Below are 13232 nucleotides of genomic sequence, written 5' to 3'. Positions count from 1 at the left end.
CGCCCGGGCTCAGTGCTTCTTGTCCTTCTTCTTGTCCGACTTCTTCTTGTCGGACTTCTTCTTGTCCTTCTTCTTGTCCGACTTCTTCTTGTCCTTCTTCTTGTCCGACTGCTCCTCGTCGGGCTGCTCCTCGTCGAGCTGCTCCTCAGCGGCCTGCTCCTCGTCCGACTGCTCCTCCGCACGGGAAGCGCGCACGTCGGAGGGTGCGAGACCGCCGACGGGCTCGACCACCACGGCGCTCCCGGAGTCCGCGAGCACCTCGACGGGCTGCTCCTCGACGACGGGCGCCAGCGCGTCCTCGACCCGCTCGACCACCAGCTCGGCGCCGTCCTCGGCGAGCCGCAGCAGCGCCTGCGCCGCGCGGACCTTCGTGGTGGTCCTGCGCGCCAGGACGTCCGCGCGCGCTCCCTCGAGGAACGCGCGGAGCGAGCGCTCGACCGTGGAGCGCCCCCGCGGAGCGGACCGGTCGAGGCGGTCGAGCTCTCCCGCGATGCCGGCGACGTCGTCGGCGACCGCCTCGTCGCGCACCGAGGCCACGAGTGCCGCGACGGCCGCAGCCGCCCGCTCCACCGCGGCGGAGTCCTGGTCGAGCACGACGAGCATCTCGAAGACGTCGCCGTACGACACCGTCTCGAGTCGCACCGGCTCGGCGGTCCGGCCACGCAGCACCAGCCGCTCGTCGGGCGTGGGCAGCCACGCGACCACGGCGGCGACGGTCGCGACGGAGCCGACCAGCCGCTCGTACTCCGCCAGCCCCAGACGGTCCTGCTCCCGCAGACGGACTCGGATCGCGATCTCCTGCACCACGCGTGGGCCTCTCGTTCGGGAACGACGCAGGCTCGCCCCGCGTCTGCACCGAACGGTAGTCCTCGACACCCGCAGGAACAGCGAACGCCCCGTCGCCGTCCAGGGGACGACGACGGGGCGCTCAGGCGGGGACCTCCCGCGAGGATCAGCGTGACAGCGGTCCGACGACCGGCGATGGTGGAGATGGGGGGAATCGAACCCCCGTCCATCGCTGCGGTTCGACGTCTTCTACGGGCGTATCCGGATGAGGCGTTCTGCTCGGCCCCGTCCTTTGCTACCGGCTTCTAGGACGACGGGCCCAGTCCCAGTGCAAGTCCCGCACGGCCCTGAGGCGCAACCGTGCAGCAAGTCCTCTGGATGACGCCGGAACTCAGGTTAGAAGACGATCACCTGGCCGACGGACTTCATGTGCTGGGCTGCTTACGCAGCGAGAGCGAAGTCAGTGCGCTTGGAATTGGCACTTGTTGTTTTCCACGGATCGTTCACGAGATGACCGTGGGTCCTCGGCCCGCTTCCCGTCGGCACACAGGCAATGTCGAAACCGATCATCCCCGTACGGGCCGGACGTGCGAGCCGCTGTCACGCTGTTGAGTTGCCAACGCTCCCCGTGAGGAGCGGACCCCAGCCTAGCGGGGTGTGCTGGACGATGCCACCGGCGTTCGCCGAGGGCTCACCCCGCCGCGCTCACTCGCCGAGGCGGTTCCGGGACCGCATGGCGCGCTCGGCCTCGCGCTTGTCGGTCTTCTCGCGCAGCGCCTGCCGCTTGTCGAACTCGCGCTTGCCCTTCGCGACCGCGATCTCGACCTTGGCGCGCCCGTCGTGGAAGTAGATCTGCAGCGGCACGAGCGTGTAGCCGCCCTGCGCCGTCTTGTGCGAGATCTTGACGATCTGCTGCTTGTGCAGGAGCAGCTTGCGCTTCCGTCGCGGAGCGTGGTTGTTCCACGTCCCCTCGGTGTACTCGGGGATGTGCACGGAATCGAGCCACGCCTCACCGGCGTCGATGAACGCGTAGCCGTCGACCAGCGACGCACGCCCCTCGCGCAAGGACTTCACCTCGGTGCCGGAGAGCACCATGCCCGCCTCGTACGTGTCCTCGATGAGGTAGTCGTGGCGCGCTCGACGGTTGGTCGCCACGATCTTCTCGCCGCGTTCCTTCGCCATGGTGGCTCCCTTCGGTGTCCGGGGCCGACCCCGGTGCTGCTGTGCGCAGCCCTACAGCCTAGTGAACACGACGACCGCGGCGCACCTTCCCGGCGCGCCGCGGTCGAGGTGTCCGATCAGACGCGCAGGTACCGGCGGATGGCGATGAAGGCCGACACCCCGGCCAGGAGCACGCCGATGACGATCACCGCGGGCACGACGACGGCCGCGTCCCCCATGCCGATGAACGCCGTGCCGGAGAAGCGCTGTGCCAGGTAGTTCCGGACGAAGAACCAGACCACGGCGACGATCGCCCCGCCGGCCAGGACGGCACCGATCGCCGCGGCGATGACGCCCTCGAGGACGAACGGTGTCTGGATGAACCGGTTCGACGCGCCGACCAGGCGCATGATGCCGAGCTCCCGCCGTCGACTGAACGCCGACAAGCGGATGGTCGTGGCGATGAGCAGGACCGCGGCGACGAGCATGAGCGACGCGATGCCGATCGCCGTGTACGACGACGCGTTGAGCAGGTTGAAGATCGGCTGCAGGTACCCGCGCTGGTCGACCACGCTCTGCACGCCGGCGACCTTCGACAGGCTCTCCACGAGCACGTCGGCCTGCGACGGGTCCTTCAGGTTCACCCAGAAGGTCTCGTTGAGGTACTCGGGCTTGACGAACTCGGTCGCCGGCGAGTCCTTGAACTGCTGCTTGAACCGGTCGTACGCCTGGTCCTGGTCCTCGTAGTACGTCTTCTCGATGTACGGCTTGAGGGTCGAGGACGCGAGCTGTGCCTGGACCTGGTCGCGCTGGTCCTCGGTGGCCTTCGCGCCGGTGCAGTTGCCCGTGGTGTCCGTGTCGGTGCACAGGTAGACGGCGACCTGCGCCCGGTCGTACCAGTAGCCCTTCATCTGGTTGATCTGCATCTGCAGCAGGATCGCCGTGCCGACGAACGTCAGCGAGATGAAGGTGACGAGGACGACCGACACGACCATCGACGCGTTGCGCCGCAGGCCCGAGCCGACCTCGGCCATGACGAGTCCGAGCCTCATCGGATGAGCCCCGGGATGGTCTGGATGCCCGTGGTGTTCGAGACGCCGGAGCCGCGCTGGATGGGGAGCGCCTGCGTCTGGTACCCGCCGGACTGCTCGTCGCGCAGGACGGTGCCGTTCGAGAGCTCGATGACCCGACGCTGCATCTGGTTGACGATGCTGGCGTCGTGCGTCGCCATGAGCACGGTGGTGCCTCCCTGGTTGATGCGTTCGAGGAGCGCCATGATGCCCGCCGAGGTCGTCGGGTCGAGGTTGCCCGTGGGCTCGTCGGCCAGCAGGATCGCCGGCTTGTTGACGACGGCGCGGGCGATCGCGACGCGCTGCTGCTCGCCGCCGGACAGCTCGTGCGGCATGCGCGTGGCCTTGCCGGCCAGACCGACGAGCTTGAGCACGTCCGTCACGGCCTCGCTGATGAAGCCCTTGCTCTTGCCGATCACCTGGAGCGAGAACGCGACGTTGTCGAAGACGTTCTTGTTCGGCAGGAGACGGAAGTCCTGGAAGACCACGCCGAGGTTGCGGCGGAAGTACGGGACCTTGCGGGACGACAGCGCGCCCAGCCGCTGCCCCAGCACGTGGATCTGGCCGCGGGAGGGCTTCTCCTCCTTGAGCACGAGGCGCAGGAAGCTCGACTTCCCGGAGCCGGATGCGCCGACGAGGAAGACGAACTCACCCTTGAGGATCTCGAGGGAGAGGTCGTCGAGCGCAGGACTCGGGTTGCCCGAGTAGACCTTGGTGACCTGGTCGAATTTGATCATGACCGGATCAGGGTAGGTCGGGTCGGTCGGAAGTCAACCGAGGCGCGCGGCTCACCTGCCCCGCGAGGGTGCTCAGGAATCGTCGCCCTGCTTGCGCCAGCGGATGCCCGCGTTGATGAAGCCGTCGAGGTCGCCGTCGAACACGGCCGACGGGTTGTTGACCTCGTGCTCGCTGCGCAGGTCCTTGACCATCTGGTACGGCGCGAGGACGTACGAGCGGATCTGGTCGCCCCAGCTCGCCGTGATGTTGCCGGCGAGCTCCTTCTTCTTCGCGTTCTCCTCCTCCTTCTTCAGGAGCAGCAGGCGGGACTGCAGGACGCGCATGGCCGCGGCGCGGTTCTGGATCTGCGACTTCTCGTTCTGCATCGAGACGACGGTGCCGGTCGGGATGTGCGTCAGGCGGACGGCGGAGTCGGTCGTGTTGACCGACTGGCCGCCCGGGCCGGACGACCGGAAGACGTCGACGCGGATGTCGTTCTCGGGGATGTCGATCACGGCGGTCTCCGGCATGAGCGGGATCACCTCGACCGCGGCGAACGACGTCTGGCGCTTGCCGGCCGCGCCGAACGGCGACATGCGGACGAGGCGGTGCGTGCCGGCCTCGACCGAGAGCGTGCCGAAGGCGTGCGGCGCGTCCACCTCGAAGGTCGCGGACTTGATGCCGGCCTCCTCCGCGTAGGAGGTGTCCATGACGGTCGTCTTGTAGCCGTGCTGCTCGGCGTACCGGAGGTACATGCGCAGCAGCATCTCGGCGAAGTCGGCCGCGTCGACGCCACCGGCGCCCGCGCGGATGGTGATGACCGCCGGACGGTCGTCGTACTCGCCGTCGAGGAGCGTCTGCACCTCGAGGTCGCCCATCGTCTTCTGGATGGCCTTGAGCTCGACCGCGGCCTCGTCTGCCGACTCCTGGTCGTCGCCCTCGTTGGCCATCTCGACCAGGACCTCGAGGTCGTCGATGCGCTGCTCGGTGTCCGTGATGCGGCGGAGCTCGGCCTGCTTGTGGGAGAGCGCGCTCGTGACCTCCTGCGCGTGCTCGACGTCGTCCCAGAGGTCCTGGGCACCCGCCTGCTCGCTGAGTTCGGCGATCTCGCGCTGCAGCCGCTCGACGTCGACGACCGAGCGGATGTTGCCGAAGGTCTCGCGGAGGGCGGACAGCTGCTCGGTGAAGTCAAGTTCGACCATGGTCCCCGATCCTACCGGCGTGGCCGTGCGGCGGCCGACCGTGGCTCGACGGCCGGCTCGACGGACGGGAGGCACGGTGCGCGCCCGCCCCGTCGGTCACCGTCCGAGCAGCGGGGCCCTGGACGCCATCCCGGCGCGGCCCGCGCGGGCGACCGCGTCCGGCAGCGCCGCGAGGAACGCGTCGACGTCGCCCTCGGTCGTCGTGTGGCCGAGCGTGATGCGGAGCGCCCCGCGGGCGTCGTCCTCGGACAGCCCCATCGCGAGGAGGACGTGGGACGCCTCGGGGACGCCGGCCTGGCACGCCGACCCCGTCGACACGGCGACCCCCGCCGCGTCGAGCAGGAAGAGCAGCGAGTCGCCCTCGCACCCGGGGAACGTGAAGTGCGCGTTGCCGGGCAGCCGGTCGACCGGGTCCCCCATGAGCACCGCGGACGGCACGGCCCGGGCGACGCCCGCGACCAGGCGGTCGCGCAGCGCCGAGCCGTCGTGGAGCCCGGCGGCCGCCGCGACCCCGAAGGCCGCGGCGGCCGGCGCGTCCTGCGTGCCGCTGCGGACCTGGCGCTGCTGTCCGCCGCCGTGGATGAGCGGTTCCACCGTCGCCCGTCGACCGAGCACGAGCGCGCCGATGCCGACCGGCCCGCCGATCTTGTGCGCGGACACGCTCAGGGCGTCGAGACCGGACCCGGCGAAGGACACCGGCACCTGGCCGTAGGCGGCGACGGCATCGCTGTGCACGGGCACGCCGGCGGCGTGCGCGAGCTCGACGATCCGGGTGACCGGCTGGAGGGTGCCGACCTCGTTGTTGGCCCAGAGGAACGTGACCAGGGCGACGTCCGAGGCGTCGGCGAGCCGTGCCTCCAGACCGGCGAGGTCCACGCGACCCTGCGCGTCCAGCGGGACCACGTCGACGACCGCGCCCTCGTGGCGCGCGAGCCACTCCACCGTGTCGACCGTCGCGTGGTGCTCCCCCGCGGGGACGACGATGCGCGGGCGGGGCCGGTCCTGCTGTCGCGCCCAGAACAGGCCCTTGACGGCGAGGTTGATGCTCTCGGTGCCGCCCGAGGTGAACACGACCTCCACCGGTTCGGCGTCGAGCGAGTGTGCGACCGCGGCGCGACCGTCCTCGAGGAGCATCTTCGCGCGCTGACCGGCGCTGTGGATCGACGACGGGTTGCCCACGGTCGCGAGCGCCTCCGTGAAGGCGGCGAGCGCCTCGGGTCGGATCGGCGTCGTCGCGGCGTGGTCGAGGTAGACCGACATGACTGCACCTCCGTGGTCGTGCGTTCCCAGGATAGCCGCGGCTCCTCGTACCCTGGTCGTCATGCCCAGCACCGCGACCGACGAGACCCCCGGCTTCCGCCTCGGCGACGGCGACCCCCGGTTCACGGTGCGCTCGGCCACGGCGACCACGGTGACGCTGGTCGTCTGTTCCGCCGACGACGGCCGGACGACCGAGCACCGCCTCGAGCGCGAGGCGGACACCGACCGCTGGACGACCCGTACCCCGGACGTCCGCCCCGGGGACCGGTACCACCTGCTCGTCGACGGTCCGGAGGGTCCCCGCCACGACTTCGACCCGACCCGTCCGCTGCTCGACCCGGCCGCGCGCGGGATCGAGCCCGCGGACCCCACGGACGCCCACCCGCGCTGGACGGGCGTCGTGGTCGACGAGTCGTTCGACTGGGGCGACGTCGGCAAGCCCGACGTGCCGCGCGACCGCGCCGTCGTGTACGAGGCGAACGTCCGGACCCTCACGGCGGCGAACCCCGACGTCCCCGAGCACCTCCGCGGGACGTACGCGGGGGTCGCGCACCCGAGCACGATCGCCCACCTGCGGCGCACCGGCGTGACGACGCTCGAGCTCCTGCCGGTGCAGGCGTTCGACACCGAGGCGTGGCTCCGGGCGGCCGGGCGCGAGAACGCGTGGGGCTACAACACGCTCGGCTTCTTCGCACCGCACGCGGCGTACGCCTCCGCCGATGCCCGTGCCGCCGGCGCGACGGCGGTCCTCCGCGAGTTCAAGGGGATGGTGCGGCTCCTGCACGAGGCGGGCATCCAGGTGCTGCTCGACGTCGTCTACAACCACACCGCGGAGGAGGGCCGCGGCGGTCCGACGACCTCGCTGCGCGGCATCGACGGCGCGAACCGGTACCGCTGGACCGAGGACGACGCCGCCTACTACGACACGACCGGCTGCGGGAACACCCTCGACACCTCGGTGGAGGCGACCGCGGACCTCGTCGTCGAGAGCCTGCGCTACTGGGCGCGCGAGGTGCAGGTCGACGGCTTCCGCTTCGACCTCATGGCCTCGCTCGCCCGCGACGGCCGGCACGTCTTCGACCCCGCGCACCCGCTGCTCGAGCGGATCCGGCAGCACCCGGACCTGCAGGACGTGCTCGTCGTCGCCGAGCCGTGGGACGTCGGACCGGACGGGTGGCGGACGGGCGCCTTCGGCGTCGGCACGAGCGAGTGGAACGACGGCTTCCGGGACACCGTGCGGCAGTTCTGGCTGACCGACATCGCCGAGGAGCGCCGGAACGGCACGCCCCACGCGGGCATCGGTCGGCTCGCCGACGCGATGACCGGTTCGCGCAGCACGTTCGGGCAGGAGCGCGGCCCGCTCGCGAGCATCAACTTCGTCACCGCCCACGACGGCTTCACCCTGCTCGACCTCGTCTCGCACGACCGCAAGCACAACGCCGCGAACGGCGAGGACGGCCGGGACGGGTCCGACGACAACCGGTCGTTCAACCACGGGATCGAGGGGGACACCGCCGACCGCGGGGTCCGCGCGGCCCGGGGACGGTCGATGCGGAACCTGGTCGGGACGCTCCTGCTCTCGGCGGGCGTGCCGATGCTCACCGCCGGCGACGAGCGGAGCCGCACGCAGCACGGCAACAACAACGCCTACGTCGTCTCCGAGGACCTGACGCCCGTCGACTGGACGGACGACGAGGACGCGGAGGCGATGACCGAGGCGGTCGCCGCACTCACCGGGCTCCGCGCCGCGCACCCCGCACTCCGGCCCACACGCTTCGGCGTCGAGGGGCAGGAGACCCCCGGCGCGACGCGGATGTCCTGGTACGGGCCGGACGGGCAGCCGATGACGACCGCCGGGTGGGACCAGCCGATCCACCGCGTCGTCCAGTACTTCGCCGAGTCCACACCGGCACCGGCACCGGACGGGGCGCACGGGCCCGTCGACCGGGTGCTCGTCGTCGTGCACGGCAGCGGCCGGACGCGCGACCTCACCCTGCCGGCGCGTGAGGACGTGAGCGGGTACCGGCTGGCGTGGTCGAGCGAGAAGCACCGCGACCACGAGCGGCTCCGGCCGGGCGGTCAGGTCTTCACCGCGTACGGGCCGGGCATCCACCTGTTCGAGGTCGCGTAGGGCGCTCACCGCGCAGGCGTCTCACGAAGTGCTCGGCTCCCCGGCACGGGCTCCCCGGCGCGCCCGACCGTGCACCGCGGACGCGATCCGGGGAACGTGGACCCGCCAGCCGGGTAGCGTCGGCTCCGTGGCCACCGCAGACCGACCCCGCCGACCGAAGATCGGACGCATCCCGATCACCCAGCTCGCTCCGACGACCCCGAACGGGTTCCCGGGCAAGGCGTTCGACGGCGAGGTGATCACGTTCGGCGCGACCGTCTTCCGCGAGGGCCACGGGATCATCGGCGCCGACCTCGTGCTCGAACGCCCCGACGGCGGTACCCGCACGGTGCCGATGCTCCTCGGCGCGCCCGGCACCGACCGGTACGAGGCGACCGTGCAGGTCGACCACGTCGGCGTCTGGACCTGGCACGTCGAGTCCTTCTCCGACGACTGGGCGACCTGGCTGCACGCCGCGCGACTCAAGATCGCTGCCGGCGTCGACACCGAGGCGACGCTCCTCGACGGGGCCGTCCTGCTCGACCGTCTCGCCGAGGAGACCGACTCCACCGCCGCCGTCCGGGCGGCCGAACGGCTCCGGGACACCGCGCTCGAGCCCGCGGACCGTCTGGCTGCCGTCGACGACCCGCGCATCACCGGTGAGGTCGAGGACTCCCCGCTCACCTCCCTCCGCACCCACTCCCCCGTGCAGCTGCTCGACGTCGAGCGCCAGCGCGCCGGCGTCGGCGCCTGGTACGAGTTCTTCCCCCGCAGCGAGGGCGCGAAGAAGAACGCCGACGGGACCTGGAAGAGCGGGGACTTCCGCACCGCCGCCCGTCGCCTGCCGGCCGTGGCACGCATGGGCTTCGACGTGGTCTACCTGCCGCCGATCCACCCGATCGGCACGACGGCCCGCAAGGGGCCGAACAACACCCTGACCCCGGGACCGGACGACCCTGGCAGCCCCTGGGCGATCGGTGCACCCGAGGGCGGTCACGACGCCATCCACCCGGACCTCGGGACCGAGGAGGACTTCCGCGAGTTCGTCGAGACGGCGAAGAACACCGGGATGGAGGTCGCGCTCGACTTCGCCCTCCAGTGCTCCCCGGACCACCCGTGGGTGCAGCAGCACCCGGAGTGGTTCACGGTGCGCGCCGACGGGTCGATCGCGACCGCCGAGAACCCGCCCAAGCGGTACCAGGACATCTACCCGATCCAGTTCGACTCCGACCCCGACGGCATCGTCGCCGAGGTCCACCGGGTCCTGCGCCACTGGATCGCGTTCGGGATCCGCATCTTCCGCGTCGACAACCCGCACACGAAGCCGCTCTGGTTCTGGGAGCGGGTCATCCGCGAGGTCCGCGACGAGCACCCGGACACGGTGTTCCTGGCCGAGGCGTTCACCCGTCCGGCGATGATGCGGGCGCTCGCCGAGGCCGGGTTCCAGCAGTCCTACACGTACTTCACGTGGCGGAACACGAAGGAGGAGATCGAGGAGTACTTCTCCGAGCTCAGCCACGAGACGAGCGCCTACCTCCGCCCGAACCTGTTCGTGAACACCCCGGACATCCTCACCGAGTACCTGCAGTTCGGCGGTCGCGCCGGCTACAAGGTGCGCGCCGCGCTCGCCGCGACCGGCGCTCCGACGTGGGGCATGTACGCCGGTTACGAGCTCTTCGAGGACGTCGCCCGACCGGGCTCCGAGGAGAACATCGACAACGAGAAGTACGAGTACAAGCCGCGTGACTTCGCGCTGGCCGAGGCCGAGGGCGCGAGCCTCGCGCCGTACGTCACGATGCTCAACCGCTTCCGGCAGGCGCACCCCGCGCTCCGCCAGCTGCGCAACCTCCACGTGCACCACGCCGAGGACCCGGCGATCGTCGTCTACTCGAAGCACCTGCCGGGCGCCTTCACCCGCTCCGGCCGTGACGACACCGTCATCGTCGTGGCGAACGTCGACCCGCACTCGGCGCGCGAGACCACGGTCCACCTCGACCTCGCCGCCCTCGGGCTGCCGACGGAGCAGGCCTTCGACGTCCGCGACGTCGTGACCGGCGAGCGCTGGGTCTGGGGTTCGTCGAACTACGTCCGGCTCGACGCGTTCCAGGAACCCGTGCACCTGCTCGTCGTGGAGGGACCCCACCGATGACCGACCGCGACCCGAAGGGGAACCCGCCGATGGGCTCCGACCGACCGAACCCCGCCACCCCCGCCCGCGGACAGGGACCGAGCGTCCCGCCGGTGCCGCCGCCCCCGCCGCCCGTCACCCGGGTGCGGGCGCCCGGTGCGGTGCCCGCGAACGACGAGGCGGGACCGCGGTACGAACCGCGGGCCTCCGCGCCGGGCGAGGACCTGCCCGGCGCCGCTCCGGCCACTCCGGAGACCCCGGACCGCGGGGTCGAGGAGTCGGCGACCCTCGCCGGTGGGGAGCGCCCGGAGTCGAACGGGGCTCCGACGAGCGGGACCGGCACCGGTGCCCACGTGGCGACGACCCCCGACGCCACCCCGACCCCGTCCCCCAGTGCACAGACGTCCGCCGACGACGGTGCCGACGCGCCGCTGTCCGAGGGCGGCCGCCACGTCGTCCCGACGGCTGCCGAACTGGTCGAGGGCGCGCCCGACGCGCCGGCCGCGGCTCCCGCGGATTCGGCCCCCGCTGCCGGCGCCGCACCGGTTCCGGCCGGCGCGCCCCGTCCGGCCCCGGTCGAGGAGTGGCTCCGCCGACAGGTCGCCGAGGGCCGCTGGTCCCAGCCGCACGACGTCCTCGGCCCGCACCCCGTCGACGGCGGCACCAGCGTGCGCGTGGTCCGACACCTCGCCACCGCGGTGCGCCTGGTCCGCCCGGAGGGCGACGACATCGAGCTCGAGTCCGAGGGCGACGGCCTCTGGGCCGGTGCCACGGCCGACACGCTCGGGCGCTACCGCGTCGAGGCGGACTACGACCTCGACGACGCATCGGACGCGGACGACGCGACCTGGACCACGGACGACGCCTACCGCTTCCCGCCCACGATCGGCGAGCTCGACCTGCACCTCTTCGGCGAGGGCCGCGACGAGCAGCTCTGGCAGCACCTCGGCGCCCACGTGCGCACGGTCGACGGCGTCGACGGCGTCGCGTTCACGGTCTGGGCGCCGCGCGCCACGGCCGTCCGCGTCATCGGCGACTTCGAGGGTTGGGAGGGCCGCACCACCGCGATGCGACGCCTGAACGACCTCGGCGTCTGGGAGCTGTTCTGGCCCGGTGCCCTCGAGGGGCAGCGGTACAAGTTCCAGATCCTCACCGACGGCGGCTGGGTCGAGCGCGCGGACCCGTTCGCGCGCCGCACCGAGGTCCCGCCGCTCACCGCCTCGGTGATCACCGACTCCCGGTACGAGTGGTCCGAGGGCGACCGCGCCTGGATGGAACAGCGCGCGGCGACGACCACGCACGACAAGCCGATGAGCGTCTACGAGGTGCACCTCGGTTCGTGGCGCCCGGGGCTCTCGTACCGCGAGGTCGCCGACCAGCTGATCGGGCACGTGCAGTACCTCGGCTTCACGCACGTCGAGTTCCTGCCGCTGTCCGAGCACCCCTTCGGCGGGTCCTGGGGCTACCAGGTCACGGGCTACTACGCGCCGACGGCCCGGTTCGGCTCGCCCGACGACCTCCGGTACCTGATCGACCGGCTGCACTCCGCCGGCATCGGCGTGATCATGGACTGGGTCCCCGGGCACTTCCCCAAGGACGAGTGGGCGCTGGCGAAGTTCGACGGCCACGCCCTGTTCGAGCACCCGGACCCCCGACGCGGCGAGCAGCTCGACTGGGGCACCTACGTGTTCGACTTCGGGCAGCCGCAGGTGCGGAACTTCCTCGTCGCGAACGCGCTGTACTGGATGGAGGAGTTCCACATCGACGGGCTCCGTGTCGACGCCGTCGCCTCGATCCTCTACCTCGACTACTCGCGCACCGAGTGGCTGCCGAACATCCACGGCGGTCGCGAGAACCTCGAGGCGATCTCCTTCCTGCAGGAGACGAACGCCACCGCGTACAAGCGCTACCCCGGCATCGTCATGATCGCCGAGGAGAGCACGTCGTGGCCGGGCGTCACCCAGCCGACGAGTGCCGGCGGCCTCGGCTTCGGGCAGAAGTGGAACATGGGCTGGATGCACGACTCGCTCGAGTACGTGCAGCGCGACCCGGCGTACCGCGCGTACCACCACGACGAACTGACCTTCTCGTTCGTCTACGGGTTCAGCGAGCAGTTCACCCTGCCGATCAGCCACGACGAGGTCGTGCACGGCAAGGGCTCCCTCTACGGCAAGATGCCGGGCGACGAGTGGCAGAAGCTCGCGAACGTCCGCGCGTACCTGTCCTTCATGTGGGCGCACCCCGGCAAGCAGCTCCTCTTCATGGGCCAGGAGTTCGCGCAGGTCGCCGAGTGGTCCGAGGAGCGCGGGCTGGACTGGTGGCAGGCGGACGACCCGGGACACAACGGCGTCCAGCGGCTGGTCGCCGAGCTCAACCGGGTCTACCGGGAGACGCCGGCGCTGTGGACGCACGACGCCACCGCCGACGGCTTCGAGTGGATCGAGGGCGGGGACGCGCCGCACTCGACGATCGGGTTCCTGCGGAAGGCCGGTGACGAGCGGCTCGCGGTGTTCGTCAACTTCTCCGGCGTACCGGTCGAGCGGCGCTTCGGTCTGCCGACCGCCGGCGAGTGGGTCGAGGTGCTCAACACCGACGCCACCGAGTACGGCGGCTCCGGTGTCGGCAACCTCGGTTCCGTCACCGCCGAGGAGACGCCGTGGGCCGGCCGACCGGCCTCGGCGCACCTCGTCGTGCCGCCGCTCGGAGCGGTCTGGCTGCGGCTCACGGACTGACGCCCCACAGGACCGACCCACCACACGACGGACGGGAGGCCCGGTGCCAGCTGGCACCGGGCCTCC

At 71.4% G+C, this 13232-nt stretch carries 9 protein-coding genes and 1 other RNA gene; 3 read left to right on the top strand and 7 right to left on the bottom strand.

All coding sequences use genetic code 11. The features are described from left to right. Positions 1-9: 9 nt before the first annotated feature. The 7 genes from AB0N84_RS08200 to AB0N84_RS08170 form a co-directional block, all read right to left on the bottom strand. Complete coding sequence (locus AB0N84_RS08200; RefSeq protein ID WP_363545107.1) at positions 10-807, bottom strand: hypothetical protein; 798 nt, start codon at positions 805-807, stop codon at positions 10-12. A 175-nt stretch (positions 808-982) separates the two neighbouring features. Further along, positions 983-1360, bottom strand: a transfer-messenger RNA (tmRNA) gene (gene ssrA, locus AB0N84_RS08195). 131 nt (positions 1361-1491) lie between these two features. Continuing rightward, positions 1492-1968 (bottom strand): SsrA-binding protein SmpB, encoded by a 477-nt coding sequence (smpB, locus tag AB0N84_RS08190; protein WP_069710696.1) that lies wholly within the window; start codon positions 1966-1968, stop codon positions 1492-1494. Between the two features lie 116 nt (positions 1969-2084). Next, a complete protein-coding gene (gene ftsX / locus AB0N84_RS08185; protein ID WP_182047800.1) occupies positions 2085-2999 on the bottom strand; it encodes a permease-like cell division protein FtsX in 915 nt (304 codons plus the stop codon). Then, positions 2996-3754, bottom strand: a complete 759-nt coding sequence (ftsE, locus tag AB0N84_RS08180; RefSeq protein ID WP_083263579.1) for a cell division ATP-binding protein FtsE — start codon at positions 3752-3754, stop codon at positions 2996-2998. The genes ftsX and ftsE overlap by 4 nt, the downstream gene beginning before the upstream one ends. A gap of 72 nt (positions 3755-3826) precedes the next feature. Beyond that, a complete protein-coding gene (gene prfB, locus AB0N84_RS08175; RefSeq protein WP_182047802.1) occupies positions 3827-4936 on the bottom strand; it encodes a peptide chain release factor 2 in 1110 nt (369 codons plus the stop codon). A gap of 96 nt (positions 4937-5032) precedes the next feature. Continuing rightward, complete coding sequence (locus AB0N84_RS08170) at positions 5033-6196, bottom strand: cysteine desulfurase family protein (protein WP_182047804.1); 1164 nt, start codon at positions 6194-6196, stop codon at positions 5033-5035. Positions 6197-6257: 61 nt separating this feature from the next. On the opposite strand from AB0N84_RS08170, the gene AB0N84_RS08165 reads away from it, so the two are divergent. The 3 genes from AB0N84_RS08165 (at position 6258) to glgB (ending at position 13166) form a co-directional block, all read left to right on the top strand. Next, positions 6258-8327: a glycogen debranching enzyme gene (locus AB0N84_RS08165; protein WP_363545101.1), complete on the top strand. Its 2070-nt coding sequence runs from the start codon at positions 6258-6260 to the stop codon at positions 8325-8327. Positions 8328-8454: 127 nt separating this feature from the next. After that, positions 8455-10455 (top strand): alpha-1,4-glucan--maltose-1-phosphate maltosyltransferase, encoded by a 2001-nt coding sequence (locus AB0N84_RS08160; RefSeq protein WP_259346253.1) that lies wholly within the window; start codon positions 8455-8457, stop codon positions 10453-10455. Then, on the top strand, positions 10452-13166 hold the full coding sequence (glgB, locus tag AB0N84_RS08155; protein WP_363545098.1) for a 1,4-alpha-glucan branching protein GlgB: 2715 nt from the start codon (positions 10452-10454) through the stop codon (positions 13164-13166). The genes AB0N84_RS08160 and glgB overlap by 4 nt, the downstream gene beginning before the upstream one ends. The last annotated feature ends 66 nt before the right edge of the window (positions 13167-13232 follow it).

The organism is Curtobacterium sp. NPDC089185 (assembly GCF_040685235.1).
In the GTDB taxonomy this organism is placed as follows: domain Bacteria; phylum Actinomycetota; class Actinomycetes; order Actinomycetales; family Microbacteriaceae; genus Curtobacterium; species Curtobacterium citri.
This window is presented reverse-complemented; position numbering and strand designations above follow the sequence as displayed.